The organism is Hoylesella enoeca JCM 12259, from assembly GCF_000613405.1.
GTDB lineage: Bacteria > Bacteroidota > Bacteroidia > Bacteroidales > Bacteroidaceae > Prevotella > Prevotella enoeca.
Genome location: NZ_BAIX01000003.1, coordinates 119,186 through 146,132 on the forward strand (window position 1 = coordinate 119,186; position 26,947 = coordinate 146,132).

General features: G+C 47.6%; 26 protein-coding genes and 2 pseudogenes. 5 read left to right on the plus strand and 23 right to left on the minus strand.

From position 1 onward, the window contains the following. Positions 1–50 precede the first annotated feature (50 nt). The 5 genes from JCM12259_RS02085 to tsaB form a co-directional block, all read right to left on the minus strand. Complete coding sequence (locus JCM12259_RS02085) at positions 51–1,202, minus strand: 1-deoxy-D-xylulose-5-phosphate reductoisomerase (protein ID WP_025065236.1); 1,152 nt, start codon at positions 1,200–1,202, stop codon at positions 51–53. Continuing rightward, the gene (gene rimM, locus JCM12259_RS02090; protein WP_025065237.1) at positions 1,199–1,732 is read right to left on the minus strand and encodes a ribosome maturation factor RimM; all 534 of its coding nucleotides are present in this window, start codon (positions 1,730–1,732) and stop codon (positions 1,199–1,201) included. Before rimM ends, JCM12259_RS02085 begins: the two co-directional genes overlap by 4 nt. A 41-nt stretch (positions 1,733–1,773) precedes the next feature. Next, positions 1,774–3,084: a UDP-N-acetylglucosamine 1-carboxyvinyltransferase gene (gene murA, locus JCM12259_RS02095; RefSeq protein WP_025065238.1), complete on the minus strand. Its 1,311-nt coding sequence runs from the start codon at positions 3,082–3,084 to the stop codon at positions 1,774–1,776. 9 nt (positions 3,085–3,093) lie between these two features. Further along, complete coding sequence (locus JCM12259_RS02100) at positions 3,094–3,690, minus strand: DUF4290 domain-containing protein (RefSeq protein ID WP_025065239.1); 597 nt, start codon at positions 3,688–3,690, stop codon at positions 3,094–3,096. Between the two features lie 108 nt (positions 3,691–3,798). Then, on the minus strand, positions 3,799–4,539 hold the full coding sequence (tsaB, locus tag JCM12259_RS02105) for a tRNA (adenosine(37)-N6)-threonylcarbamoyltransferase complex dimerization subunit type 1 TsaB (RefSeq protein ID WP_025065240.1): 741 nt from the start codon (positions 4,537–4,539) through the stop codon (positions 3,799–3,801). 89 nt (positions 4,540–4,628) lie between these two features. Between tsaB and JCM12259_RS13340 the strand changes: the two are divergent. From JCM12259_RS13340 to JCM12259_RS02130, 5 genes and pseudogenes are all read left to right on the plus strand, one after another. Further along, positions 4,629–5,503 (plus strand): annotated as a pseudogene (locus JCM12259_RS13340) (YicC/YloC family endoribonuclease). A gap of 69 nt (positions 5,504–5,572) precedes the next feature. Next, entirely contained in the window at positions 5,573–6,193 is a 621-nt protein-coding gene (gene gmk, locus JCM12259_RS02115) for a guanylate kinase (protein ID WP_051559066.1), read from the plus strand. Beyond that, complete coding sequence (nadD, locus tag JCM12259_RS13345; protein WP_309546392.1) at positions 6,186–6,821, plus strand: nicotinate (nicotinamide) nucleotide adenylyltransferase; 636 nt, start codon at positions 6,186–6,188, stop codon at positions 6,819–6,821. Before gmk ends, nadD begins: the two co-directional genes overlap by 8 nt. 16 nt (positions 6,822–6,837) lie before the next feature. Continuing rightward, positions 6,838–6,978: a hypothetical protein gene (locus JCM12259_RS16875; RefSeq protein WP_172793011.1), complete on the plus strand. Its 141-nt coding sequence runs from the start codon at positions 6,838–6,840 to the stop codon at positions 6,976–6,978. Next, positions 6,962–7,384 (plus strand): type II toxin-antitoxin system VapC family toxin, encoded by a 423-nt coding sequence (locus JCM12259_RS02130; RefSeq protein WP_025065242.1) that lies wholly within the window; start codon positions 6,962–6,964, stop codon positions 7,382–7,384. Before JCM12259_RS16875 ends, JCM12259_RS02130 begins: the two co-directional genes overlap by 17 nt. A gap of 58 nt (positions 7,385–7,442) precedes the next feature. Here JCM12259_RS02130 and JCM12259_RS02135 read toward each other — a convergent pair whose 3' ends face one another. The 18 genes and pseudogenes from JCM12259_RS02135 to JCM12259_RS16415 form a co-directional block, all read right to left on the minus strand. Continuing rightward, entirely contained in the window at positions 7,443–8,012 is a 570-nt protein-coding gene (locus JCM12259_RS02135) for a methylated-DNA--[protein]-cysteine S-methyltransferase (protein ID WP_025065243.1), read from the minus strand. A gap of 394 nt (positions 8,013–8,406) precedes the next feature. Continuing rightward, a complete protein-coding gene (locus JCM12259_RS17080) occupies positions 8,407–10,209 on the minus strand; it encodes an insulinase family protein (protein ID WP_051559068.1) in 1,803 nt (600 codons plus the stop codon). Further along, entirely contained in the window at positions 10,206–11,222 is a 1,017-nt protein-coding gene (locus tag JCM12259_RS17085; RefSeq protein WP_234396523.1) for a M16 family metallopeptidase, read from the minus strand. Before JCM12259_RS17085 ends, JCM12259_RS17080 begins: the two co-directional genes overlap by 4 nt. Positions 11,223–11,323: 101 nt before the next feature. Continuing rightward, on the minus strand, positions 11,324–12,073 hold the full coding sequence (locus JCM12259_RS02145; RefSeq protein WP_025065244.1) for a copper homeostasis protein CutC: 750 nt from the start codon (positions 12,071–12,073) through the stop codon (positions 11,324–11,326). After that, positions 12,070–12,579 carry a gamma carbonic anhydrase family protein gene (locus tag JCM12259_RS02150; RefSeq protein ID WP_025065245.1) on the minus strand — a complete coding sequence of 170 codons (510 nt, stop codon included), beginning with the start codon at positions 12,577–12,579 and terminating at the stop codon, positions 12,070–12,072. The genes JCM12259_RS02145 and JCM12259_RS02150 overlap by 4 nt, the downstream gene beginning before the upstream one ends. A gap of 548 nt (positions 12,580–13,127) precedes the next feature. Continuing rightward, on the minus strand, positions 13,128–15,398 hold the full coding sequence (priA, locus tag JCM12259_RS02155; RefSeq protein ID WP_025065246.1) for a replication restart helicase PriA: 2,271 nt from the start codon (positions 15,396–15,398) through the stop codon (positions 13,128–13,130). 369 nt (positions 15,399–15,767) lie between these two features. Continuing rightward, positions 15,768–16,396: pseudogene (locus tag JCM12259_RS13355) on the minus strand (porin family protein). A 163-nt stretch (positions 16,397–16,559) separates the two neighbouring features. Further along, on the minus strand, positions 16,560–17,603 hold the full coding sequence (gene porN, locus JCM12259_RS02165; protein ID WP_025065247.1) for a type IX secretion system ring subunit PorN/GldN: 1,044 nt from the start codon (positions 17,601–17,603) through the stop codon (positions 16,560–16,562). A gap of 22 nt (positions 17,604–17,625) precedes the next feature. Continuing rightward, positions 17,626–19,176 carry a type IX secretion system motor protein PorM/GldM gene (gene porM, locus JCM12259_RS02170; RefSeq protein ID WP_025065248.1) on the minus strand — a complete coding sequence of 517 codons (1,551 nt, stop codon included), beginning with the start codon at positions 19,174–19,176 and terminating at the stop codon, positions 17,626–17,628. Between the two features lie 49 nt (positions 19,177–19,225). Next, complete coding sequence (gene porL, locus JCM12259_RS02175; RefSeq protein WP_025065249.1) at positions 19,226–19,924, minus strand: type IX secretion system motor protein PorL/GldL; 699 nt, start codon at positions 19,922–19,924, stop codon at positions 19,226–19,228. Beyond that, the gene (porK, locus tag JCM12259_RS02180) at positions 19,921–21,372 is read right to left on the minus strand and encodes a T9SS ring complex lipoprotein PorK/GldK (protein WP_051559074.1); all 1,452 of its coding nucleotides are present in this window, start codon (positions 21,370–21,372) and stop codon (positions 19,921–19,923) included. Before porK ends, porL begins: the two co-directional genes overlap by 4 nt. 5 nt (positions 21,373–21,377) lie before the next feature. Continuing rightward, positions 21,378–22,316 carry a PorP/SprF family type IX secretion system membrane protein gene (locus JCM12259_RS02185; RefSeq protein ID WP_025065251.1) on the minus strand — a complete coding sequence of 313 codons (939 nt, stop codon included), beginning with the start codon at positions 22,314–22,316 and terminating at the stop codon, positions 21,378–21,380. A 628-nt stretch (positions 22,317–22,944) separates the two neighbouring features. After that, complete coding sequence (locus JCM12259_RS02195; RefSeq protein WP_004349202.1) at positions 22,945–23,166, minus strand: DUF2795 domain-containing protein; 222 nt, start codon at positions 23,164–23,166, stop codon at positions 22,945–22,947. A gap of 14 nt (positions 23,167–23,180) precedes the next feature. Beyond that, positions 23,181–23,780, minus strand: coding sequence for a cob(I)yrinic acid a,c-diamide adenosyltransferase (locus JCM12259_RS02200; protein ID WP_025065252.1), 600 nt, complete (start codon positions 23,778–23,780; stop codon positions 23,181–23,183). Between the two features lie 10 nt (positions 23,781–23,790). Beyond that, the gene (locus tag JCM12259_RS02205) at positions 23,791–24,462 is read right to left on the minus strand and encodes a hypothetical protein (protein ID WP_148299544.1); all 672 of its coding nucleotides are present in this window, start codon (positions 24,460–24,462) and stop codon (positions 23,791–23,793) included. Positions 24,463–24,740: 278 nt separating this feature from the next. Beyond that, a complete protein-coding gene (locus JCM12259_RS16410; RefSeq protein WP_148299545.1) occupies positions 24,741–25,064 on the minus strand; it encodes a hypothetical protein in 324 nt (107 codons plus the stop codon). Between the two features lie 47 nt (positions 25,065–25,111). Next, positions 25,112–26,278 (minus strand): hypothetical protein, encoded by a 1,167-nt coding sequence (locus JCM12259_RS13360; protein ID WP_148299546.1) that lies wholly within the window; start codon positions 26,276–26,278, stop codon positions 25,112–25,114. Positions 26,279–26,354: 76 nt separating this feature from the next. Then, positions 26,355–26,522 carry a transposase gene (locus tag JCM12259_RS16415; RefSeq protein WP_148299547.1) on the minus strand — a complete coding sequence of 56 codons (168 nt, stop codon included), beginning with the start codon at positions 26,520–26,522 and terminating at the stop codon, positions 26,355–26,357. Between the last annotated feature and the right edge of the window lie 425 nt (positions 26,523–26,947).

Genomic DNA, 26,947 nt, shown 5'->3' on the forward strand with positions numbered 1-26,947 from the left:
GATTTTATGAAATAGGGTATATACACCGCTCATCCTTCATCTTTCATCCCTCATCCAACCATTTCACGAGCGATCCTTCGTGCCTCTTGATCTGTTTGTATATAAGTTTCGTATGTGGGATTTGCATCGAATACGACCCGCTCCATCGTCTTTTCGATGATATCTGCCATAGCTATGAACGAGCATCTGGCTTGTCGGAATGCTTCATTTACAATCTCGTTGGCAGCATTGAGGATGCAAGGCATATTGCCACCGCGATGAATCGCTTCAAACGCTAAGGCCAAACAGCGGAACTTATCGAGGTCGGGCTCGAAGAATTCAAGTGGTTGACGGAACAGATCGAGCCGCTGCCCGTCGAGCGGCAAACGGTCGGGGAACGAAAAGGCGTATTGAATTGGGAGGCGCATATCAGGCATACCGAGTTGCGCCTTCACGCTTCCATCGCAAAATTGTACGGCACTGTGTACGATACTTTGGGGATGGACGAGCACCTGAATACGCTTGACCGGCACACCGAAAAGCCATTTCGCCTCGATCACTTCAAAGCCTTTGTTCATCATCGAGGCACTATCAATGGTGATTTTAGCGCCCATCTCCCACGTGGGATGCTTCAGAGCATCGGCCGCAGTGACACGACTCATCTGCTCTTTCGTGAACAAACGGAACGGTCCTCCACTTGCCGTGAGGAGTATTTTATCGATTTCGTTATCACCTTCGCCCGTTAGACATTGAAAGATTGCAGAATGTTCGCTGTCTACGGGGATAATAGGTACATGATATTCTTGTGCCAATCGGCAGATCAACTCACCTGCCACAACCAAGGTTTCCTTATTGGCAAGGCAGATTTTCTTATGCGATCGGATGGCGTGAATCGTAGGAGCGAGACCGGCAAAGCCCACCATCGCCGTGAGAACCATATCGATAGGCTCGGCTTCAACAATCTCATCAAGGGCCGACTGGCCTGCATAGACTTTAATATCCGGCTCGTCTGCAAGAGCGTTTTTCAGTCGTTCGTAATGCGTTTCATTGGCAATCACGACGGCTGCAGGGTGAAATCGGCGTGCCTGTGCGGCCAGTTCGTCTACACGATTGTTAGCAGTGAGGGCATAAACTTCATAAAGATCGCTGTGCTGAGCAATGATATCGAGTGCCTGTGTACCGATACTGCCCGTGCTGCCAAGGATACATATCTGTTTCTTCATTTACTTTCGTTCAAGTCTAAGATGCCTTCCGGCAAGTTAATTCTGATCTCTTTGCGTTGCGAATCAATACCGGTGATAAGATCGGTACTGGCCGGAATGAGGTGATTTTTCCCCTGTTCGTCTTCCGCTTCAAAGAGTATATTGATCGTGGAGTCATCTACCGAGCGGATGATTCCGATTTCCCGATCGGTTATTTCATCTGTCAGCGCATAGCCAATTAGCTCTGCCCACGAGATATTCTGTTCATTACTGTCGGACAAATGACGCGGAAAATAGACGTCGCAGCCCGTGAATCGGCGTGCTTTTTCCTGCGAATTGATGTCGCAGAAAGTGATGAGTGCGGTCTCATTGCTGCGAAATCGATATTCGTCTATATAAAAAGGAACGAGAATTCCATCGACATCCAAAATGAGATAATCGGCATCCGTGCGGTCGAAAACATCATCGGAAAATTGCAAAGAGAGTTCCCCGTGAATGCCGTGAGGCTTTCCCAATCTACCTATTTTATATACATCGCCCTGCTGAATCATCCGTTTTACATCTCAAAAATTCAAATCTCAATTATCACTTCTCAATTACTAATTCGCCGAATATGTGCTCCCAGCTGATTCAGTCGGGCTTCGATGTCTTCGTATCCACGGTCAATCTGAGCGATATTATCGATTTGACTGGTACCGTCGGCGCTTAATGCAGCAATGAGTAACGCGATTCCGGCCCGTATATCGGGACTGGTCATTCGCCGCGAACGCAAAGTGAGCTTGCGATCGTGCCCTATCACTACGGCGCGATGCGGGTCGCAGAGGATGATTTGAGCCCCCATATCGATGAGTTTATCGACAAAGAAGAGTCGACTTTCAAACATTTTCTGGTGGAAAAGCACACTTCCGCGGGCCTGCGTAGCTACAACTAAGAGCACGGAAATCAAATCCGGCGTGACCCCCGGCCACGGTGCGTCGGCCAAAGTCATTATAGAGCCGTCGATGAAAGATTCTATCTGATAATGGTCTTGATGCGGAATAACGATGTCATCGCCCTCAATAAGAAGCTGAATGCCTAATTGTCGGAATGTAGAAGGAATGTTGCCGAGGTCACGCAACGATACATTCTTAATCCGAATACCGTTACCCACAACGGCAGCCATACCTATAAACGAGCCCACCTCTATCATATCGGGCAGGATTCTGTGATGAGCACCGTGCAAACTCTTCACTCCCACGATGGTGAGTAAGTTGCTGGCGATGCCGCTGATACTTGCTCCCATCCGATTAAGAAGATGACACAGCTGTTGGATATACGGTTCGCAAGCCGCATTGTAGATAGTTGTCGTACCCTCGGCAAGCACTGCCGACATAATGATATTGGCCGTTCCGGTGACCGAAGCCTCATCAAGCAACATATAACAACCACGCAATTGTCGGGCAACAATCTCGTAAACATTGCGCTCTTCTACATAAACGAATTCAGCACCGAGGGCCTGAAAGCCTAAGAAATGCGTGTCTAAACGTCGCCGTCCAATCTTATCACCGCCCGGTTGAGCTACAGCTGCTTTGCCGAAACGGCCCAACAGCGGTCCGATCATCAGTATACTGCCACGCAATGAAGCACATTTGTGAACGAAATCATCGCTTTGAAGATAATCGAGATTGAGCTGATCGGCCTGGAAAGTGTAGTCGTTTCGGGTGTGCCGGGTCACCTTTACCCCAATGTCTTGCAGCAATTTAATCAAGTTATTCACATCAAGGATATCGGGAACATTCTTGATTCGCACGGCATCTCGCGTGAGAAGCGCGGCACAAATCACCTGCAATGCTTCATTCTTCGCTCCTTGCGGTGTAATCGTTCCGCTGAGAGCGTGCCCTCCCTCAATGATAAATGACTCCATTTCTGCCGTTTATTTTTTCTTCCGATTATGAATAACTGCCTCTTTCTCGCTTACATTTGTAAATTGAAAGTTATCTAAGTCGATCTGAACTTGCCCATCTGTATAACGTGCGAGATCAGAAGCGACTTTCTCATTATCCGGTGATCCGTGGCTCCATTGCATCAAATTACGTTTCATTTGATTGGCTGTGATACGGATCAATTCATCTTTTTCGGGTCCATCAGACATATCTTTCAACTTTGAAAACAACCCGAATACCATCTTTCCATAATGTCTTACGGGGACGGGCGACATCGGATAAGCCAGCGGTTCCGGTTTATGCGTAATCTGTTTAGCCTGCGAAACATCGAACGGATAGTCAATATCGAGCTTGAAATCACTCATCAATGCGAGGTGATCCCATAACTTTTGTTCGTAGTCCTCATTCCCTCGATTCTGCGGGAACATCCTATCCATAATGCTGATAATGGCTTCTGCACAGCGTTGTCGTTCTGCTTTATCAGGCAAAGAGACTGCATAGTCGACCATATTCTGTATTTCTCGACCATATTCCGGTAGCACCAACCGCTCTCGTTGCGTGTTATAGTCTAATCCATTAATATTCATCTATCAGACCTCCCTCATCCTCTCCGAAAGAGAAGAGTGCCTGCCGGATTAGCGGGAAGTAAAAACAGGCACATCGATTAATATTTTCTTACGTGTTGTTTGCAGTATTCAGACTTGTCCACTCGACATTCCCATCCCTTTCAAAGAGGATGAGAGAGGGAGCAATTCCTTTGCTTTCTTTGCCACAAAATCCTTCAAATAGAATGGGACAAAATAAGCAACATCCTCGAATTGACCGGTAGCCATTCGTTTTTCAGCCAATGGGAACATATTTTTAGCAAGTGGTTCGATGTCCGAAATCAAGTGAGCATTGCCGTTATCGATGATTTCCATACATTTCTTAGCACCATTGCCAAAGAAATAAACAGGGCCTTTCGCAAGATATTCGCGGTAAGTTTCACCGTCGACTATATCTGCTTGGATGGGTCGAATTTCATTCAAAGCACGATCAAAAAGTTGTGCATAGACTTCCATTCGGCGTGCATCGAGCATCGGACAGAGCAAAGCACCATCCTCTTTCACTCGCTCTTGCAAGAGAACCGGCACACAAAGCAACTCCAAAGTGGGCACAGCAATGAGCTTAACATCACGTCCGTAGCAGATGCCCTTGCCCATAGAGATCCCTATGCGCAGCCCAGTATAAGAGCCGGGACCACAACTTACGGCCACAGCATCAAGCGGAATGGCGTGGCTGTCAATGAAAGAGAGTGCTTCATCAACAAAGACTCCCAGCTTCACAGCATGATTCGGACCGCTGTGATCTTCTTTATTAAAGATACATTCGCCTGCATCGCTGACAGCAACAGAGCACACATCGGTGCTCGTTTCGATGTTCAATATGCACGACATAACTACAATATATTCTTAAATAGGATGCAAATTTACGCTTTTCCACATCAAAATTCGTACATTTGCAAAAATTTAACGCGAATCAAACAATGGTATTATCAATGACAGGTTACGGCAAAGCGGTCGTCGCCTATAATGAAAAGAAAATCAATGTAGAGATTAAATCGTTGAACAGTAAGACTCTTGACCTCTCCACTCGTATCGCTCCACTCTATCGAGAGAAAGAAATGGAGATGCGACAGATGATTGCTGCCGCACTGATTCGGGGTAAAGTAGACTTCGCAATATGGATAGAGAAAGACGAAATAGCCGATGCTACGCCGATCAATGCAACTTTGGTGGAAGACTATTATCATCAGCTCAAAGAGATTCAAACTCGTGTCGGCATTCCCGAACCGCAGGATTGGTTTCAAACTTTACTGCGTATGCCTGATGTAACGACCACAAACGAAGTGAGATTCTTACCGATGAGGAATGGGAAAAGGCTTGCTTAACCATCAAACAGGCATTGAATAATCTCGTGGAATTTCGCAAACAAGAGGGCGTTGCATTACAAAAGAAATTCAAGGAAAAGATTGACAACATCGAGATTTTGCTCGCCGGAATCGAGCCTTATGAAAAATCACGTGTCGAAAAGATTCGTACACGTATCATTGACGGACTCAACACCATCCCCGAAATCGATTACGACCAGAATCGTTTGGAGCAAGAACTAATTTATTATATTGAGAAACTCGACATCAGCGAGGAAAAACAGCGTCTCACCAACCACTTAAAGTATTTTCGAGAGACGATGAACGAGGGACAAGGACAAGGCAAAAAGCTCGGTTTTATCGCACAAGAAATGGGGCGCGAAATCAACACCACCGGTTCAAAAAGCAATCAAGCGGAAATGCAAAACATCGTAGTGAGAATGAAAGATGAGCTGGAACAAATCAAGGAACAGGTGCTGAACGTACTCTAAATAAGGATCAATCAAGTTAAGGAAACAATGAATAAGTGATCTCATTATATGAAAAACGTATCGGCAACTATGCCTAATCAAAATTCAGTCTCCTCAAAAAAGGATGAAAAAGACCTATCTATTGGAGGCCTTATCATCTTTTCTGCCCCCTCCGGTTCAGGTAAAAGCACAATTATCAATTGGTTGATGGCGGAGCATCCGGAACTCAATTTAACTTTTTCCATCTCTTGCACAAGTCGTGCTCCGCGTGGAACGGAACAGCACGGAGTGGAATATTTCTTCCTCACTCCTAATGAGTTCCGGCGCAGAATAGACCGAAACGAGTTCTTGGAATATGAAGAAGTCTATACCGATCGATTCTACGGAACGTTGAAATCACAAGTGGAGCGACAATTAGAAGCAGGTCAGAACGTTGTGTTCGACGTCGACGTAAAAGGCGGATGTCATATTAAAGATTTCTACGGGAGCCGTGCACTCAGCCTGTTTATCCAACCGCCATCGATCAAGGAACTGCGAAACCGACTCAACAAGCGGGCTACTGACGCTCCGGAAGTGATCGAAGACCGCATAGCACGAGCTGAATACGAACTCAGTTTTGCGTCCCGATTCGATCGCATCATCATCAATGACGATCTCGAACGGGCCAAACAAGAAGTGTATCTTGCCGTCAAAGACTTTCTCAATGATTAAAACCGGGATCTTCGGAGGATCTTTCAACCCCATCCACAACGGACATATCGCCCTGGCAAAAAGCATTCTCGCACTTGCTGAATTGGATGAAATCTGGTTCGTTGTATCGCCGCAGAACCCCTTTAAACGTGCAGATCCGAATCTCTTAGACGATCGTTTACGCCTCGAATTGGTTCGTTTGGCTCTTGCAAATGAGCCTCATCTCATCACCAACGATTGTGAATTTCATCTGCCGAAGCCTTCTTATATGTGGCATACACTCCAAGCGATGAGCCACAACTATCCCAATCGCATGTTCACACTTCTCATCGGAGCCGACAATTGGCTCTCTTTCCCCCGTTGGTATCACGCCAACGACATCATCACTCATTATTCCATCATCGTTTATCCGCGACGAAACGCCCACGTCAACACGATTACGTTTCCTCCACAGTGCGTCTTGTCGACACGCCTCTTTACGATATCAGCAGCACGGAAATACGTCATCGCATTCGCAATCATATTCCCGTCGACTCTCTTTTGCCGTCTTCCATCATCCAAAAAGCATTGGAATATTACCGCTAAAACGATAGTTCTTACCCCAAAAAGTTTGGAAGTAAGCATGAATTGCACTATCTTTGCAATGTAATTAAGCATGAACCACGATGGAAGAAAAAGCAAAAAAGACCGAGAAAAAGGTTGAGAAGAGAAAAGTCGGTAAGACTTTGGAAGCTGCCAGAAGATTAAAAGGAAGTCTGATTGTTAACGATCCGACAATCTTTCAATACGATGCGATATCTAATTGATACGAATATATTCGTATTTTTATCCTTAGACCCAAACTCATTAAGTCAAGACGTACTCGCTTTACTCGAAGATTACGACTCTCAACTATATATAAGTGCAGAGTCGGTAAAGGAACTTGTCGTCAGTTTTAACAACAAAAGGCTTGGTTCGAAAAGATGGAAGACAGCCGAAGCAATGGTGCGTGCCATCGAAAAGGAGTATTATATCACGATTCTTCCGGTGCGAAAAGAGCACATCATAACCTATGCCCGCATGGAACTCAACAATGCGCAAGGGCATAAAGACCCGTCAGATCACGTGATTATAGCACACGCCATCACCGAACATTTACCTTTAATATCCAGCGACACACGCTTTCCTTTTTACACAAAGCAAGGTCTTGAACTCATTGTTAACAAGCGATAGCGCACTTGTTAGGGATAAGTTGTGAGTTGATTCAAGACACTTTTCTCATTCCACCCACCTATTTCAGATTCTTTTCTACCCCTTTCCGCCCGCCAAGCGGCTTATTTTCACCAAACAAATCTCTGTCGGAGACAATCGCGGCGTGCTCTAATCGCAGCAAGGCAAACTTCTTGTCGATGCCACCGGCATAACCCGTGAGACGGCCATTGGCGCCTATCACGCGATGACAAGGGATGATGATGCTCACGGGATTGCGCCCGACGGCACCTCCGACTGCTTGCGCCGACAGGGTGAGAACACCTCGCACAGTGGCTATCCGACGCGCCACATCACCATAAGTGACGGTCTTGCCGTAAGGAATTTGTTGCAATATGCGCCAGACCAACTGTTGAAAAGGTGTTCCTATCAATCGGATGGGCGGTGGATCAAGCGGAATCTGCCCATCGAAATATTGATCCAACCATTGCCGTGTGCATTCGAAGACTGGCAGATCAGCCTTTCGCACTCCGTCGGGACCTGATTTAGCAGCATATTTCTGACCTTCGATCCATAGTTCGATCAATGCTTCTCCATCACTCACAAGATGTAGGAGTCCGATGGGCGATGCGTATTCACAAACATAATTCATTGCCGTCACAGGATTAAAATAGTGATATGAAGTGAGGTGTCAAAGTTAATGCTTTTTGTCGACACGAGCAAACTTCCTCCTCATCAACCGTTAATCGGCGTGCCATTAACCGTTAATCGCATTGCAACTAACGCTTAACCGACGTGCAATCAACCGTTAGTTAGAATGTTGCACGCACAAAAACCGTAAATCGGTTACTAATACATACAAAAAGTTTAAGGCACTTTGATTAAAATAGTCATAACTTTGCAACCGATAAAGCATTTTCAAGGATAAAACAATCAACCCATAAGTACGTATATAGAGAATATCCATTCGCCCCGCGTTATCTCATTGGTGTTGACAAAAGACCGTTGCTTCACCTTTGTTTTAGGTGTTCTTAGAAAACGATCAACTATCGATGCCCAACGATCAACTGCTTTTTCAACTCTATGACAGGCCCGAATGTAGCGAGTTTTTGCATATCCAACATGCGCTTATTACCCACAACGATCAGCACACGGGGGACTTTGCGAACGTAATTAGTATAAAACGACGTTATGTCTGAAAGCGAAAGGTGAGGCAAGAGTTCACTCAACGCTTTATCGGGAGCAGCCGAATAACCTGCCGTTCGCCACAAAGCAATATCGCGAGCCATGTCTCTGAAATCCGGATAATCATTATTGATCCGGTTGATCACACCTTGTCGGGCTGCCGCCATACCCGATTCGCGTAGCGGCATAGCGCTGAACAGACTGTCGAGCACACCAATTGCCTGCATGGTTTTGTCACTTTGCGTGCCCAAATATGCTAAGTAGCCTGTCGGATCATCGCGATGCGCAATGATAGAAGGCATGATCCGCTGTCCGTTTACAGCATAAGCCAAAGCCCGGAACTCGCGAATGTCTTGAAAAAGAATAGATGACATACCACTGCCAAAGTATTGGCTCCACAACGCAAAACGCGCACGCGCTTGTTCGGTGGGCATTGCCGGCAGTGAGAGATACGTGCAAACGGTGGTTTGTCGAGCCGTGGGAACATCATAAAAATACACCGCCGGGCGATCATAAGTCATCAATGGGCGATGGGTAAAGCTATGCGGGACTGTGACTTGACGCAAATCAACATGCCGTCGAACAGCTTCTGTAACGCTGTCAACATTCAATCGACCGCTGTAAGCAATACTTAGCTCATTGGTTTGCAAACTTTTGAAAATGTTGATCAACGCTTCTCCGTCCATCTTTTTCAATTGACTGGCCGTGAGTTGCGTGAGATAAGGCGATCGACTACCGTAAATAACCCGGTTGACAACAGCATTCGTGATATTAACCGGTACTTTAAAGAATGTTTTTTGATCGATTCTCGCACTGTGGATCAAGTCCTTCATCATACGCGGATCAGCCTTGGCACGTGTCATCAATTGCCGAAGTAGAGCGAGCGAAGGCACTAAATGGCGGTCGAATCCGCTCAAAGTGATAGTGAATGCATCGTTTCCGGCTTCGAAATCAATGCTTGCTCCGAGTTCTCCCAACGCTTTACGAAAACGATGGAGCGGTAAATCGTAGGTTCCGATGAGACTGAGATAATCGGCAACTGCCGTGAGTCGGTTATCCTCTCGTCGTCCTTTGTGATAAATCAATTGCAGTTTGAACAAGTCATTCACAGGATTCGGCACCGAATAAAACGTAACAAGCGGAGCCATTTGCACCGTTTTGACATCATGATCGAAGTCGGGCAATCGAGGCATTACAGCCTTGACAGATTGTTGTTCCAAGGCTTTCGCATAACTGGATTGCGTTCCCGCATGCTTAGGTGTTACCGGTCGGTAATCTGGTTGAGCAACTTTCTCCTTGCGATTAGAGCCATATCGCTTGACAACTTGCATGTAATCGCCGTTGAAGTAACGGTTAGTCACACGCACGATATCAGTCTTCGTGACACGCATCAGATCTTGGTCTTGTTGCAGATAGTCGCTCCACGTCAAACCATGAGACATCGCATTGATCATCTCAAAGCGTCGGGTGTCGATTCCTTCTAGCCTGAGCTGTCGTTTTTTCTCGCTATTTTGCTTGATGACTTCAAGTGCCTGATCTGTGAATTGACCATGTTTGAGTTTCTCGATTTGCTTGCGACATAATCGATCTGCCGTTTTTCGCGAGCCGAAAGGCAACTTAGGAACATAACCGAAATAAGCCACTGCTACATCTTTAAAACTCATTTGACCGGCTGTTGCATCATTACGCGATGCGAATTACTCAGAGAATCGAGCAAGCCGGTCCCTTCCGAATTGGAAAGCAACGCCAAAGCGAGCGTGAACGGCACATAATCGGGATCACGATTAGTGGGCGCATGCAACACATAACCGGCTATTTTGACAACGGGAACAGGTATTTTGACATGGAATACATCATGATTCGTAAACGAAGGCAGGTGAGTCGGCGCAGAAATAGGCGCCTTTCCCGGGCGGATTCGACCGAAAGTACGTTCCAACAAAGGCATGATTGCATCGGCATCGATGTCTCCGCAAAGCACAAGTCCCATGTTTCCAGCCACATAATAACGTTGGTAGAATTCCGACATGGCACTAAGTTGCGGGTTCTTAATACTCTCCGTACTACCGATAATAGGATAAGCGTAAGGTGTTCCGGCAAAAATGTGACGTTGAATATCGTCCATCGCACTGCGAAATACATCGTCCGATGCGCGATTTTTCTCTTCGTAGACAGCTTCGAGTTCGCCTTGAAAAAGACGAAAAACGGGCGAAATCAATCGCTCACTATTGAGTTCGCACCATTGGTCGATGTAGTGTGGGAGGAAAAAGTTATAATAAACAGTCTCGTCCGTTGACGTATAAGCATTGAGTCCGGTACCTCCGAACTTCTGAATCAGCGTTTCGAATTCGTTGGGAATGGCATACTCACCGGCCTTGCGACTTAATCTGTTAATGTCTTTCTGTATCTGTGAGCGACGTATTGCATCCTTGGTATTGGCCAACTCATCGTATTTCGTCGCGATAGAATCAAGCCATGGCTTCTCGGAAAGATAATCGACGGTGCCGATTTTATCTGTTCCCTTGAACATAATATGTTCGAAATAGTGGGCAATTCCTGTGTTCGGAGAATCTTTGGAACCGGCTTTTACGACCACAGCACCGAAGACCTGTGGTCGCGTATGATCTTCGTTGAGCCACACTTGCATGCCATTGCTAAGTTGCTTTTCAATTACTTGCAATGGATTTCGATGTTGGGCGCAAAGCAACGAAGCAATAAAACAAAACGTAATAAGAGTAATTTGTCGTTTCATTATTGCAGAAATAAAGATTAAGAAACGGTTTACAGCAGTTGTGCAATCGTATTTCTGACGCGGTCTTCGGATGTAATCTCACGCATGTTTTCATCTACACCCTTAGCTCCCATATACACATCGGGATTAGAATAAGTCATAGCGCCTGGCACATTGACGCGTGCCGAGAAGTGGAATTCGTGTATATCGGTTGTTTCAAAGATACTGCGGATATTGCTTTCGTTGACTCCACAGCCCGCCAACAGCGTGATACGACCGGCCGACTGGATATTGAGTGCCGTGAGCAAAGGTATTCCCTGTTCTGCCGTAGGCTGTTGACCAGAGGTGAGAATGCGATCGAAACCCAACTCAATAAGTTGCTCCAAGGCAGCCGAAGGATCTTTGCAACGGTCGAAAGCACGGTGAAACGTGGCCGACATACCGTGTGTATGCTCCATCAGTCGGGCGTTTCCATCGAGATCTATACCGCCATCGAGCGTGAGACAACCGAAGACTACGCCGTCAACTCCTAATTTATGCGCTACATCAATATCCTCTTCCATCCGCTCGATTTCCAATGGTGAATAGACGAAATCGCCTCCACGAGGCCGAATAATGACGTGAAGCCTTGTGCGATCGAGCACACGTCGCGCCACTTTAATCTCTCCGTAAGACGGCGTTGTGCCACCTTCGGGAATACCTGCGCATAGCTCCACACGATCAGCTCCACCTTTTTGAGCAGCCAAACAACTTTCAACACCATTGGCACAAACTTCGAATTTGAAATCATTTCGCATCATTTCACATCCTCCTCATAATCTTTTTTGATATCCATATAATGCTGGGCGAAAGTCTCGGATTGTCCTTCCGCTGCACGTTTGATCAACTTCGCAGGAATGCCTCCCCATATTTCGCCGGGGCCAATATGTGTTCCCTGAGCCACAACTGCACCTGCCGCTACGATAGAACCGGCTCCGACATCGGCTCGATCAAGCACAACAGCCCCCATTCCGATGAGTGATCCACGCCGCAACGTGCATCCGTGGACCGTTGCATTGTGCCCAATCGACACGTCATCTTCAATCATCACAGAATAACCATGCGTCTCATGCACGCAGGCTCCATCTTGAATGTTCACGCGCGAACCAATGGTGATATTGTCGACATCGGCCCGCAGCACGGCACCGAACCACACAGAGCAGTCGTCTCCCATGCAAATATCGCCCACAATCGTGGCATTTTCAGCAAAATAACAGCGTTTGCCCCATGTCGGGCGTTTGTTTTTTACGGTCTTGATGAGTGCCATCTTTTTCGTTTTTCGTTATGACGGATTGACATTGCAAATATAATTCATTTTGCCGAGATAACTCAAACTGTGTCTGCTTTTCTGTCAGAGAATTAAAAAACAGCTCTCATTACCAAACGAGAGCTGTCTCCATTATTGTAAAACCAATCTTTTTAAAATTAAGGACGGAAGTTGATCCGCCCGTCATTTACGATTGCTGCAGCATTCACTGCAAGCAATCTAACCTAAACATTATCCTAAAATCTTTTACCTTTTCATTGCTTAGGACCGATGCCTCACGGCATTTTCCTTTGCTTCTACTAACCTATGAGAGTATCCTTTGTCACAATCTTTATGCTAACCTAAATCTAATACCCATAACTCTCTATCTTACCTAATATCTAATTGATATACATATAAACCTATTGAATCTCTTTTGATGATGCAAAGATACGACGATTCTCATTGGTCCGCATCAAAATGGCAAGACTTTTTGCAAGAAAATTCAACTTTATTGACCTGTATCAAGGCTCTATTGTGCCCGCACACATAAAACGACTCATATCGAATCACAACGGATCTACATCGTAATAAATCTGCAACGCACCGTAACGCCTATCGCAGAGGAGGGCAGCTTGAGTCTCGCGCAAGTATCGGCGCACCTGCGAAAGATCAATTCCGCTTTCGAGTTTGAGTACGATCTTACGGATATTCAGCGTCTTAACACGGGCCACAACAGGTTTATCCGGACCGAGGACACGATCTCCGAAGCCTTGCCTGAGCCTACTTCCGAGTTCCTGCGCAGCTGTTTCCACGAGTTCATCCTTGGTGTGTCGCATCACGATATAGATGAGTCGGAAGAACGGCGGATAATGAAACATGCGCCGCTCATCCATCAAAGCAGCATGGAAAGCAACATAATCGCCCGCAACCACTTGTCGGATAAGCGGCAAGTCGGGGGTTTTCGTCTGCAAAATCACATGCCCGCGTTTGCCTTTGCGCCCTGCTCTACCGCTCACTTGCGCCATCATAGCAAACGCATGTTCGTAAGCACGGAAATCGGGATAATTCAACAACGCATCGGCTTGCAATATGCCGACCACGCGCACACGATCGAAATCAAGGCCTTTACTCACCATTTGCGTACCGATCAACAGATTGGTCTTGCCCGACGAAAACTCTCCGATGATGCGTTCATAGGCATTTCGCGTGCGCGTGGTATCGAGATCCATCCGCGCCACACGTGCTTCGGGCAATAACTCACGAATTTGGTCTTCGATCTTTTCCGTTCCGTAGCCGCGACCTCGCAGTTCGGTGCTGCCACAATTGGGACAAACCGTGGGCACTTGATACGTAAATCCACAATAATGACATGTGAGTTGATTCATATTCTTATGTAATGTGAGGGCCACATCACAGTTCACACAATGCGGAACCCATCCACATACGCGACATTCGATCATCGGTGCAAAGCCACGACGATTCTGAAAGAGGATCGCTTGTTGTCCTTCGGCCAATGATTCGCGTAAAGCAGCCAGGAGTCGAGGCGAAAACGGTCCCGTCATCATCTTTCGACGGGCCAGATCTTTGATGTCGACGATCTCGATTTCGGGCATTTCCATGTCCTTATATCGTGTTGTGAGCGTCACCAAACCATATTTCCCCTGCTTGGCATTATAGTAAGTTTCTGCAGCGGGTGTGGCTGTTCCGAGCAGCGTTTTAGCTCCGTAAAGCTGCGCTAAAACGATGGCTGCCGAACGAGCATGATAACGCGGAGCTGGCTCCTGCTGTTTAAACGAAGTCTCATGTTCCTCATCCACGATGACGAGACCCAAGTTCTGAAACGGTAAAAACACGGCACTGCGGGCGCCGAGGATGATGTCGTAAGGATTGTTTGACAACTGTTTGCGCCAGATTTCCACCCGTTCGGCATCGCTGTATTTAGAGTGATAGATACCGAGTCGATTCCCAAAGACTCGTTGCAAACGCGACATAATCTGCACAGTGAGTGCGATTTCGGGTAGCAGATAGAGCACTTGCTTATGTTCTTGCAGTGCTTTGGCGATGAGATGAATATAGATCTCAGTCTTGCCGCTTGATGTAACGCCGTGTAACAACACCACACTCTTTTTCATGAAAGCAAACAACACACTGTTGAAAGCCGTCTGCTGAGCCTCTCCCAAACGCTTGATCTTGTCGAGATGAGGCTCCCCGGCATCGTTGAGTCGCCCCACTTCGCGCTCATAAGTGCGCAGAAAACCGCGATTGATGAGAGCTTTCACCACAGCCGACGTGCAATGCGCAACGTTCATCAGTTCGTCACGCGTCACCTCGGTGATGCCCTCCGTGGGCGTATCTCCACGCAAGCTATCCCAGTGGGTGATACTCAGAAACTCGCAAAAAGCCTGTTGCTGTTTCGCTGCTCGTGTCAGGCTGTTCATCGCCGAATGCAAATGCTGCTCATGGCGAAAAGCTTCGGCCAATGTGATATATGTCTCGGTGCGCGGTCGGTAACCGTCTTCTGCTTTCAAACCCGACGGCAATGCGGCTTTGAAAATGTCTCCGAGAGACGACATATAATAGTCGGCGATCCACTGCCAAAGCTTGTATTGCCGATCGAGCAGCATCGGCCGCTCGTCAAGCACACTGAAAACGTCGCGCACCTCAAAGTCGGGCTTCTCCTGATGCACACGCACCACGAGTGCCGTATAGGTTTTCGAACGTCCCAGCGGCACCACAACGCGCACGCCGAACCGCACTTGCGGTACCAGCACATCGGGCACGCCGTAAGTGAAAACGCCGTCGAGTGGCAGCGGTAAAATCACATCTGCGAAATTCATTTACGCCAACAAAGGTACTAAAAATCCCATTGAGAATTGACAATTGGAAATTGATAATTCGGTGATTGCGTTTTCCACAAAAGATTGCAAGGACCAAATCCGAAAGGAGTTTGTATATGATTGTCAATCAGACATCTGCAAATCGTTTTTTGATGAACCGTTCGTGGCACGGCAACTGAGCGTTAATGGCAATACAACTAAGCACAAATTAGCAGCCAACTAATACTTCATAGGAAAACGTTTTATGCACACGGGACTCCCAGCTAAATATCGACTCTATTCTGATTTGATCCTTGCAATCTTTTGTGGGATACGCCATCAACGAATTCTTACTTGCAATTCTCAATGGGAAACAACAGACTCACGTGATTAAAAATAATAGGCCGCCGCCACTTGCCACGCATGATTGCGAGCTTTCACGGCATCGATGGTATTATCGATAGTGCTTCGCCGGTCTTACCACACGCAATGTTATAGTTTGCCGAGACTTGAAGATGATTGAGCAACATCACTCCTGCACCAACGTTGATACTGAAATTGGAATTCTTGAAACGCCAATCCACCCGCTTTCCATCAATGCTTTGATCCTTGTTTCCCACGTTGAAGCCAAACTGCGGACCCGCATACAACAACACGGCAGCCAACTTGCTCAGCCCGATATGATACCGCATGTTGACCGGAACAACGATTTGCTGCTGCTTGACAGTCTTTTCAAACGATGAGGTTTCGCTCATCTTGTCGTTCGAAAGTTCGGTTTCGCGCAGGTCATAGAGGGCCGACGCATCGACACCAATGCCCACAATGGGGAGCGTGAACTTCATTGTGGGACCGAAAAAGAAGCCTGTGCGATTGGAGGCTTTAAGCAAATCATTGCTCAGTGACATGTGGCTGACATTCAAACCGCCCTTCACTCCGAACTGAATTTGCGCTTGTGCAGGTATTGAAACACCGATGATGAGTGCCGCAACGAATGTAAATACGATTGTGATTTTTTTCATATCTCTCTGAGTTTTAGGATGATTGATTTGCGACAAAGATAAAAAGAAAATGTGCACAAACAGTCTGTCTTGACACTTTTTGAGATACTTTTGAGAAACATTAGCGATGTTTCTCGATCTTGCAACTCGTTTTTGATGAGGTGGTTAAGACATATTTAAGATTTCAGTGACGCTCGCGACGCACCGAAACACGAGCCGGAGAGGCTGTCGTTGTGCTCGAAGCAGATCCCGAATTGCGGCGACTCGCCTTGACGGTAGCCGTTGTCGAACGAACACGCCGACCTCGCTTGACTGTCGACTTACCCTTCGCAGATGCGTTGTTTTTAGCTATGCTGTCGGCCATAGCCTTTCGTTGCGGATCGCCCCACATACGCTGCTCAAACGTTTGCAGCTCGTCCTCGATTCGCTTTTGCGCTTTTGCCATCGCCGAATCAGTTGGATAGCTCTGCGCCAAAGTCTTTCCGAGCAGATTGTTGGTCTTATAAATCTTGCCGCGATAATGATGAGCGGTGAAGAAATCATCGAGTGTCATCACGACAGCATTGTTGAGACTGCTCGCCATCAACGTGCGATTGACCAAGAACGGAGCCAAATCGGCGTAGCGAATCCAGAATAAGGGGTATTTGGTTGGTGTCGAACCGAAATCGTCTTCGCGCTCCATGATCGGGCAAAGAGCCAATACCTGCGTGTGAAACGTGGCCGAAGCCTGATCGTAAAAGGTGCTCTCCTTGATATAATAGCCTTTTACTTCGCGGGAAGGAATATCACTATTATCTAAGTGAATGCCCTTACCCACACGCTCGTAAAAGATATGATAATTGTCGAGAAAGGCCAAAGGCTTGACACGCGAGCTATCGGCGAAAACTTCATTGCCATCCAATCGGTATTCGTAAGCAGGCACATTGCCGCTCAACACCAGCTTGAAAAGATAGCAAAAGAGATTCATCTGCCCACCCACCGGCTCCACAGGATAATATAATCCGGCGTTTGGCTCATCATCAAGACGGATTTCTCGATAGATGTCTCGCCGCCAAACCACATCCTCAGGCATTGTTTCGGCCACGGGAAAAGAGATTTGCGCACGCGTGGTGAGTCGCTCATTGCGCTGCTTCCGAGCTGTTTGCTGCTCGCGTTGACGGGCTTCGGGCTGGGCCGACAGGGCCTGAACAAGACTTGTGATCAATACAATGACGATGAATCTTTTCATTTTTCTCTTTACTTTATGAATCTTATTTGACAATCACTTCCATCGAAGCGGGCAGCCGCCGCGTGATTCCGTCGGGACCGACAGCGGTGATATGCGAGATATAGAAGCGTCGGCCACGGGCAAGTCGGCGTAAAGCGTCGCGCTGGCGATCTGAAAACAGTGCACCGTTGGATGTCATCGGCACGGCATTACCCATATTATCGAAGAAGACCGACTCAAAACCGGTTACCCGAAAATCGATATCGAGGATGCCGTCATCGATGGCTGCCTTGATACCTTGTGCTCCCACGAGCGCGCCTTTATATAATGCACCGCCCCGGAAACGATCAGTACCGATCTGGATATAAGCTGTCGGATCAGGCAACTTGCGTACATGAAACGTGAATCGGCCCACTTCGCGCGACCGATTATCCTGAGTGGAAAGTACGGTGATTGTTACGTCGCGCCCAATAACCGTTGGATGCACGACGAAATGACCTTTCCCAGCTTCCCGAAAGGCGCTTCCTGCAACGCGAATAGACACATTTGAGAGCGGCACTCCGGGTATGCTGACGCTTAACGGATTATCAAAGCCTGCGTAAAGAACGTTCATCAAGTCGGCAGAAACCGTTGCACTCGGGGCCACGACAGTGTATTTCTGCACAAATGGACGACGAATGAACCCGCCATTGGGCGTCTGCATGGCAATGACTCCGCCAAAACTGTGCTCGCCGATGCCGCTCGTCGCGAAACGATAAAGGCCACCCGGCAAATTCATTCGGCGTCCGCCAATATAGATTTCAGGCTGACGCGTGGTATCGACAGCCGCCATCACGATGCGTGCAGCAAATTGATCGCCGCTCACCACAGTGCGAGATTCGGGAATGACAAACGCTTGCAACTTATTGACTCGAATGTCTTTGATGTCTATTTCAGTTGCCAATGTGTGCAACACTTCGCCTTCGGCATAACGAATATCGCTTTGCAACTTGCTGAGTAACGTCACAGCGGCAGCCACAGGCATATCTTCAAACATATATTCCTGCCAGTTTCGCCCCATCGTATGCGCTTTTCGAGGTAACCGTGTAGTGAGATTCTCGGCGATGATCACCTTTTGTTGCGGGTCGGTCAACATCGAAAGGATATGCTTCCGATAAGCATTGATGGCCTGAAAAAGGCGTTTCCCCTGTCCCGTTCCCGGTGCAAGCATCACTCGATTAGCTGCTTCGAGGTCGTCTTTATTGCGGATATTCAAGACGTCGGCATCCTTTCCGTCGGCTTCGCGCACGATTTCCTCTTTCAGACTTTGTACAAAATCGAAAAGCGAATCACTCATTTCACGCACCTGTGTGGCCTTGGCAAACCAGGCTTTGACCTTTTCGGGATTGGCTTTCAACTGAGACTCGAAATCGCCATAGATAGCTTTGTTCTCACGCGTGGCATTCGCCGTGGTACGATTGAGGCTGTCCTCGACGATCGAAAAACCGTTGAGCACCTCCGTGGAGACGTTCAATGCCAGCATTGCCATCAGTACGACGTACATCAGGTTGATCATTTTCTGACGAGGAGAAATCGGTCTTTTCTTGATTGCCATGAGTTGTTGACTGTTGAGTCGGCGGTCACATGCAGATGCATCCGTCACATTAAGGATTATGAGAAGTCGCTGCCCGCATATTGACGGTCATCGCTTCGATCATTCGATGATAGATACTGTTGAGCTGTTCGATATGCTCTGCCATTTTCTTACTCTGTTCGTTGATGCGATCAATAGTGCCGATCTGCTGGCTGGCACCTTTGAGTTGCATCTCATAAACCTTACAAATGCCCGTTAAAGTACGGTTAAGATTGTCCATTTCCTCACTGTCGCGGGTGAGACGAGCACTCTGTTCGCTCACTTTCGACAGCATTTCGGTAAGCCGTTGCAATTCTGCAACATAATTGGCCGTGGCTTCGACCAATTCAGGCGAGGTTTCTTGCTGTTGCGAAAGACATCTTTCGGTAGCCTGACTCATGATCTTTTGCGAGGCAGGAAAGGCTTTTTCGTCTACTGCTTCACTCCCTTTCAGATATTCATCCGTGACGTGTACGGGAATATCTCGGCCGTCTGCAGTCTTATCAAAAGGCCTATCGAAAGCCGAAATAAAGAACACACACACCTCCGTTCCCATCCCAATGAAGAGCATCAGATCAGCTCCGGGCAAATGAGTGAGCTTAAATAAGGTACCAAGAATCACTATCGAGGCCCCCCAACTATATGCATAGTTGAGGAAAGTCTGCCCCGGCACGCTATCCATCCACTTTTGCAGCCGATAGATGACATTGATTTTGCTGTATGAACTCATTTCTTTCCCTTTTTCGGTTTAATGCTAACGGTATTCGCCAAGCTGCGAACACAACGGAATCCGATGTACGAACGCGGCTGATTTTGATATTCCCACGAGCGCCACGCACTGCGAATGAAGGTTTCAGGATCTTTCCACGACCCTCCGCGAACACTCTTTTTCTTCAATCGATAAGGATCTTCCTTAGCAGCATTATAAGTCAATTGCGGGTTCAAATCATTCATTGCGTCTACGCCCGAGGCCGTATAGACCGTGCTGGTCCATTCTGCCACGTTGCCGGCCATATCATACAGTCCGTTGCTGTTGGATGAATAGACTCCCACTTTACTCGTAATCAGATTTCCGTCTTTGGTATAATTGCCTCTGTCGGGTTTGAAATTGGCATAGAAACAGCCGTCGCCGGTCTTCACATCTTGTATCTCCCACGGAAACTCTTTGCCTTCTTTGCCTCGCGCGGCATACTCCCATTCTGCCTCAGTAGGCAACCGATAGCGCTGCACATAGCGTGCTTCGGGTCCTAATCCCTTTAAAAGGAACTCCGTTCTCCACGCACAAAAGGCATTGGCTTGCTCCCAAGTAACGCCCACAACGGGGTAATCGTTATAGGCAGGGTTACTGAAATAGTTGCGCAAATAAATCTCATTGTCCGAGTTTTTGAAATCATTCACCCAGCAAGTCGTGTCGGGATAGACGTTCACGATATAAGTATTGAGGAAGTCCCACGGCCCGGTGAGTGGCCGATCGATGGTTTCCGAGACAATCCGACCATCTTCATCGACATACGCCGTGTCCTTAGATATCATCACCACTTCATCGGGATTCACCGCGATGTCCGTGTTCAGATTGCGTTCTTCGGGCCGAATCCGATTGCGACGAAGCGCAGCAGAGGCATAATCATATATCTCATAGCGGAAATTTAATTGCCGATAGTCCAACAACTTCTCGCCGGTTACAGGATTAGTCTCATACATACTGTCAAAGGCTCGCTGTTCGTCTTCATTCGGTTTACGCGGCAACGGCTTTTTCCAATTCACCCGCGGAGGCACAGGATTACCCTCCCGATCTTCCGTAATCATATAAGTCTCGTCGCCGCCATACGCCGGATCGGCTAAGCGAGTACGTAAAATGCTGTCGCGTACCCACATGACGAACTGCTTATACTTGGCATTCGTCACCTCGGTTTCATCCATCCAAAAGCCGTCTACCGACACATCTTTCTGTGAAAGATCGTTACCCCATAGACTGTCTTGCGTTTCCAGTCCCATCCGAAGATACCCGCGATTGATCCGAATCATTCCATACGGCGTGGGTTCGGGCATCACCCGACCGCTCACTCCTACCACTTCGCCACCTCGCGAAGCCGAAGACGAGGCCCGCGAACCGAAACACCCCGACAGCAAAAGAGTCAGCGACAGAGCGCCAAGCGTTATCATGCCTTTTATTCTCATCTTTCCTATAATATTCTCACACTTTTATGTTTGTTCTTCGCCTTGTTCGAGAAATCGAGAGGACACTGATACCCCACGAAAAGCTCGTGACTGCCATTGCCGGCAGGAATCGCCGAGGTGTAGAGTTCATAACTATATCCCACCACAACGCCATGAAACTTACCGCCGACAAGGGCTGTTACCGAATTCGTCGGACTACACCCGACTCCTCCATAAAACATCTTCTTCTCGCGTTGATAAACCAGCCGACCCGTCACATCTGCCCGATAAGCCTGCCCATCACCACGAACCAGCAGCGAAGTCTTTATCTTCAAAAACGGATTCCGTAGCCGAATATTATATCCGGCAATCAAATAATACGTCTGCTTGATCCGAATTTCTGCTTTCTCTCCGAGATCCACCTGCGGCCGATTGAGATGTTGCCCCGAAACGCCTACATACCACGTGCCGCGCAGATAATACACACCTGCCCCCAAATCAAGTCCGTTTCCGTTGGCTTTACCACCCGACAAAGCCGGATCTCCACGATCTTCCGCATCAGCTTTCGAGGCATCCAAATCCTCATTCAGCAGTCCCACCTGCACACCGAAACTCACCGTTCCTCCGCCCCAAGGCCGCTTATAGCCATATTGCAGTGCCATCCGGCGATGCGTATAGACTCCAATCTTCTCATCCACAAACTGCAAGCCCGCTCCATGCGCCCCTTTGGCGAGGGGCAACGGAGCATCTCCGGCTAAATAAACCGAGCGGGGATTATGTCGAACACCAGCAAAGCCGAGCGCATAGACGCCCGTCACATTCAATAGCCCTTGCTTCCCCACAACCGCCGGATTAAACGACGGCTCCATGTCGAAGTAGTGACTGAATGCTGCATCATACTGCGCCCTCGCTCCAACGAGAGCGAGTCCTGACATCATTGCTATGATTCCGATTCGTTTCCACACGTTGACAATAACGATTCGCACCCTCAGTTTATTATACAAAAGACAGATTATTTATCTCCGAGATAAATCAAAGCACTCTGCACCCTTTCACCTGTTCACCCTTTCACCTTTCCATCTTTTTTAAAATCGTTTGAGAAAAAACACAAGCGACGGACAGTTTTCGGCAATTTCTATCCGTCGCTTGCAAGCGAAACGTTGTCTTTCCCTTTTTCTTCATTTCGCTTGTGAGCGAAACGTTGTTTTTCCTATTTTGAAGCTTTCGCTTGCAAGCGAAACGCTATTTTTGGAGTTTTGAACATTTCGCTCACAAGCGACGACCCTTTTTCTGCCATTTCCGCCTGTCGCTTGCAAGCGAAACATCATTTTCCCCTTTTTGGAGCTTTCCCCACATTGGGCCGGCTCATGTTCCCGATCAGCATCGAGACAAAGCTCATATACCTGTGACACACAGCAAGACATAAAAAATGGCTGAACGTTGTCGCAACGTTCAACCATCAAAATAAATTAGAGAGTTATAATATATATTCAGTGTTTTTTCCTCATATCGTTTTTCCTAAGAAAAACCCTGCGTGCGCCAATCAATAACATAGCAAGCGCCTCGCATCACGGCCTCGTCAACAGCCGTCTGTCAATATTCATCCTCGTTGAAGAGGAAGTCTTCTTTTGTGGGATAGTCAGGCCAAATGTCCTCTATACTATCATAGACATCGCCTTCATCCTCGATTTCCTGCAAATTTTCCAATACTTCGAGCGGTGCCCCCGAACGAATCGCATAGTCGATCAATTCGTCTTTCGTTGCAGGCCAGGGTGCATCCTCCAATTTAGAAGCTAATTCAAGTGTCCAATACATATTCTCTCCTATTTTTATTTTATTGTATAATATGCGTGCAAAAATAAGCATTTTTGCGCTATTTCCAAGTACTTTACCACTTTTTTTTCTATCCGACAAACCTTAAAGTTTGTTTCTCGGGCCAGGATAAATAAATAGTCCGAGAGCCGATTCATGTAGCGAAGGATAACGGGGGAAATATCGACAACCTCGCCCAACTTGACAATCCGCCGCTCGGCTCGCCGGCAAACAGTCCGACAGACGTGAGCTAATGCTGCCTCACGACAACCGCCGGGGAGAACAAAACTGTTTTGTGGAGGGATCTGCAACGTGATTCGATCGATCTCATCTTCCAACTTTCGGACATCGCCCTCATCGATAGTCTCGCCTTCACAGTGTCGGCTCCCGGGCGGATCGGCTGCCAAATAGCTGCCGACAACAAACAAATCGCGCTGTAGCTGCTCAACAAACGCCTTCACCTCCGCATCGGCCAGCCAAGCGGCCAGCAAGCCGAGATGAGCATTCAACTCGTCTACCGCACCGCAAGCCTCGATCTGCCAGTCGCATTTCGGCACCCGTCGGCCTCCGATCAAGCTCGTCATACCGTCGTCGCCACCCTTTGTATAAACCTTCATCGTCATCCTTTCAATAATTGATCTTATAGTTTCGCTTGTGCATCTTCAAATCAAAGAACACGATTCCGCAATCTAAGAGGTCAAAGCTCACGCCCGTGCGATCATCATCGACAAGCCGTCGCCAAGCCCGTCGGCTCTCTTTCGTGGCATCGATATCCGTCACCAGCAAAACACTATGTTGCGTTGCCACTGCTGCAAAACGATCAAACAACTCCTCCCAATCCGCCGTCAATGCCATCATCAACACCTGACTGGCAGCGGATTCGGACACCATGCGCCGGGCACAATCCCTGATCACCTCCGTCTTCCGGCATCCGGCCCCGACATACGTTGCATACGTCGCCGCCTCCGGAAGACTCATCCACCAGCGCTTGGGCTGTAAATGGTTGGCCAGTCGCAGACACAGTCGGCACCGCTTCAGCATCGTCTTGTCAGCAATCGGCTCCGCGTCATACAATGCTCCGTAAGCATAATAAGGCCACTTCTCGTTGACGACAAACCGCACAAACCGATAAGCAAACGGAGACTGCACTCCAAACCCGTAGGACCGAGGCCAGCGCAAGATCCGACACCCCGCTCTTATAAGCATATTCATACGACAAAGATACCACAATCCCCGCATCCTACCAAAGACTACCCGCACAAACTTCGCTTCCCCACCGCCTACATCGCGTTCTCCCACGCTCTTCCTTCCCCGTCATCGCCTCGCTCACGCGTCACCTCCCTCACTCTCCCACTCCTGCTCGAGAGGTATGCGGGTTGTCACCCAGCAGTCGTATACTGCTGGCCAACATCTATACGACTTCTCAATAGCTCATTCGGAGGGGCGATGAGGGAAGCCAAAAATTTACATACGGTTAGAAAGAAATTTCTATACGCAAAGAAATTTATTTACATACGGTTAGCGCCAAATTTCTTCCCGTATAGAAATTTGGCGCTAACCGTATGTAATTTTTGGAGTTAATACTTCAAATCTATCATTATACCAAACGTCCGGTTGGTACGACCAAAACTAATACTGTTCGAAACAAATGCCATGCAATAAGCCTGTGCCTCACCATAGCCAGTAAAAATAGGCCTCGTGCTCGACCAATAATAACCATATCGACTCACATGTTGCAACTGCCCACCCGAATAAAAGCCTGCGGCTGGCAGATAAAAATAGTTACCTATCTCGGCTTTCAGCGGCCGGTGCTGGATGATAGACGAGTTCGAGTGGATATATTCAGGTTGTAGAGCATTGATAGCCCGATAATCGATGCCATCTGGGGCTTTTTCATACATCTGAAGATTGGTTTTCCCATTTTCTTGCCCAAGAACCTTCTTCGTCTTCAACCACATGCCGCCTTTATATAGATGGTCCAAGGTAGACCACAGCTCGGTAGCATCCCAGTGCGGCGCGCCTTTCTGCACATACCACAGAATTTGGTTAGCGTGGCGCAGGTGTTAGCTGTATTAGTGGCCCAAGCGTTGCTCCCGGTATTATACCAACGGTCGGGATCAGCCGCTGCACTCTTGGGATTGTCTGTGCTGATAATCGTACTCACCTTTGGTTGGCTTGATTCTTTGCCATACCAGTAGTGTTGCTTGGCATCCCACATGTAGTATTTCGATGTTGTGAAATCTTGCGGATCCAGTAGAGCCGTAATGTCGCAAATCTTGCCCGGTTTGCAGTTTACATCCACATACTTGGTTACCGTTCCCTCAATGGTTCCATTGGGGTTGTCTACCTTATTGCGCAACCAATAGCGAATAGTCAGCTTGTGCGAGCCGGGCGCAATAACCATATACGATGCATTTTTAGCCATATCGGTATTGGCGTTGGTCAACTCAAACCCCGTAGTGCCACCCGTGGACAACTCTATCTTGTTCGAACTATGATCTATCGGTGCTGCCGATAAATTATTGCCTGAAAAATCGTAGTCGCCGGCAATAGCATCTTCGCTAGAAACTTCGATCTTAAACAGTCGGCTCCGCTTTACAAACTTGTTCGACGTACGCGGCAAAAAGCAGAGATAAGCCGAACGATGATCAATGGTGAATCGGAACGCACTGCCTTTACCTTTTCCTGTGCCGATACCACAATCGCCCGACTCACCTAAATGCGTAAAGTCGTTGGGCGTTGCCTGCGTTTGGCTGGTTTGAATCGTCACCTTGTTACCCGCAGAACCATTGATGCCGGTGTAGTGAATAGCACACCCATCTTGGAACGTACCCGTGAGCAAAAACACACCGTGCTTTTTATCTGACGAGAAGGTGCCTGCGGCGCTTTGTTTCCAAGTATTGCCAGCATCTTTCACCCAAATCTTATCACCTGCCGACCAAACAATCTTCGCACCACCACCTTTGCTGTGACTGCCCGGTACAACCATTGTTCGCGTGCTCACTGCATCATCAACAGCCGTAAACGTAACATGCTGTGCTTCGGACCCACTCGTCTTGTCTTTGTTATTGATCTCATCATTTGTGCAAGCAGCTAAGAGTGTTAGCGCTGCCATTGCAAATATTTGTCTTGTTCTTATCATTGTCTTGTTTCTTTCATGATTAATTACTCTATGCAGGATGTAGTATGAACTAAAATTCTTCTTCGTCCTCCTCATCGAACCATCCCCGCTTGGCATCACCGTATGAGCCGCCTGGTTCGAGATCCTTATTGTCTCCGCTGGCCGACGTCAGCAAATATTCTGTCTGAGATAGGCAAACACTTACCTCGGGCTTTACATAACTTTCATGTTTCTTCATTCTTGTCTCTATGTTTTTGGATAAATATTGTACATTATTTTACTCTTGCCTAAGCTGACAAGAAGGTATAAAAAATAGAACAAAGGGAAACCGTGTCGGTCCCTTCGTTTATTGACATTTCGGCACACCCTCGCGCACGCTTAGGATGAGGCGTAAAATGAACTTTATAAGTGAATTGTGTGTGTGTGTGTGTGTGTGTGTGTTAAGACTTTTTCCGAGGTATGCAAACATAACGCGTTAAAAGATGTAACAGAAACAAAGTTTCTTTGCATCGCACTGTTTATATTTGCTCTCACTGTCATACTTATATTATAACTATCAACTAACTACCAACTGCTAAAATCGCGGCAAAGGTATAATAATCTTTTGGGATGACCAAATATCATGGAAAGAAACTTATCAAACTCCCCCACTAAAACTGACAG

Bases quoted from the DNA above. Each gene is read 5' to 3' on its own strand.
- JCM12259_RS02200 (WP_025065252.1), bottom strand. From the start codon at position 23,780: ATGAAGGTTTATACAAAGGGTGGCGACGACGGTATGACGAGCTTGATC.
- JCM12259_RS02195 (WP_004349202.1), bottom strand. From the start codon at position 23,166: ATGTATTGGACACTTGAATTAGCTTCTAAATTGGAGGATGCACCCTGG.
- tsaB (WP_025065240.1), bottom strand. From the start codon at position 4,539: ATGTCGTGCATATTGAACATCGAAACGAGCACCGATGTGTGCTCTGTT.
- JCM12259_RS16410 (WP_148299545.1), bottom strand. From the start codon at position 25,064: ATGTATGAAAAAGCCCCAGATGGCATCGATTATCGGGCTATCAATGCT.
- porL (WP_025065249.1), bottom strand. From the start codon at position 19,924: ATGAGTTCATACAGCAAAATCAATGTCATCTATCGGCTGCAAAAGTGG.
- priA (WP_025065246.1), bottom strand. From the start codon at position 15,398: ATGAATTTCGCAGATGTGATTTTACCGCTGCCACTCGACGGCGTTTTC.
- JCM12259_RS02145 (WP_025065244.1), bottom strand. From the start codon at position 12,073: ATGATGCGAAATGATTTCAAATTCGAAGTTTGTGCCAATGGTGTTGAA.
- JCM12259_RS02150 (WP_025065245.1), bottom strand. From the start codon at position 12,579: ATGGCACTCATCAAGACCGTAAAAAACAAACGCCCGACATGGGGCAAA.
- JCM12259_RS02100 (WP_025065239.1), bottom strand. From the start codon at position 3,690: ATGAATATTAATGGATTAGACTATAACACGCAACGAGAGCGGTTGGTG.
- porM (WP_025065248.1), bottom strand. From the start codon at position 19,176: ATGGCAATCAAGAAAAGACCGATTTCTCCTCGTCAGAAAATGATCAAC.
- JCM12259_RS17080 (WP_051559068.1), bottom strand. From the start codon at position 10,209: ATGAGTTTTAAAGATGTAGCAGTGGCTTATTTCGGTTATGTTCCTAAG.
- JCM12259_RS02135 (WP_025065243.1), bottom strand. From the start codon at position 8,012: ATGAATTATGTTTGTGAATACGCATCGCCCATCGGACTCCTACATCTT.
- JCM12259_RS16415 (WP_148299547.1), bottom strand. From the start codon at position 26,522: ATGAAGAAACATGAAAGTTATGTAAAGCCCGAGGTAAGTGTTTGCCTA.
- JCM12259_RS02085 (WP_025065236.1), bottom strand. From the start codon at position 1,202: ATGAAGAAACAGATATGTATCCTTGGCAGCACGGGCAGTATCGGTACA.
- nadD (WP_309546392.1), top strand. From the start codon at position 6,186: ATGATTAAAACCGGGATCTTCGGAGGATCTTTCAACCCCATCCACAAC.
- rimM (WP_025065237.1), bottom strand. From the start codon at position 1,732: ATGATTCAGCAGGGCGATGTATATAAAATAGGTAGATTGGGAAAGCCT.
- murA (WP_025065238.1), bottom strand. From the start codon at position 3,084: ATGGAGTCATTTATCATTGAGGGAGGGCACGCTCTCAGCGGAACGATT.
- JCM12259_RS16875 (WP_172793011.1), top strand. From the start codon at position 6,838: ATGGAAGAAAAAGCAAAAAAGACCGAGAAAAAGGTTGAGAAGAGAAAA.
- gmk (WP_051559066.1), top strand. From the start codon at position 5,573: ATGCCTAATCAAAATTCAGTCTCCTCAAAAAAGGATGAAAAAGACCTA.
- porK (WP_051559074.1), bottom strand. From the start codon at position 21,372: ATGAGAATAAAAGGCATGATAACGCTTGGCGCTCTGTCGCTGACTCTT.
- JCM12259_RS02130 (WP_025065242.1), top strand. From the start codon at position 6,962: ATGCGATATCTAATTGATACGAATATATTCGTATTTTTATCCTTAGAC.
- porN (WP_025065247.1), bottom strand. From the start codon at position 17,603: ATGAAAAGATTCATCGTCATTGTATTGATCACAAGTCTTGTTCAGGCC.
- JCM12259_RS13360 (WP_148299546.1), bottom strand. From the start codon at position 26,278: ATGGCAGCGCTAACACTCTTAGCTGCTTGCACAAATGATGAGATCAAT.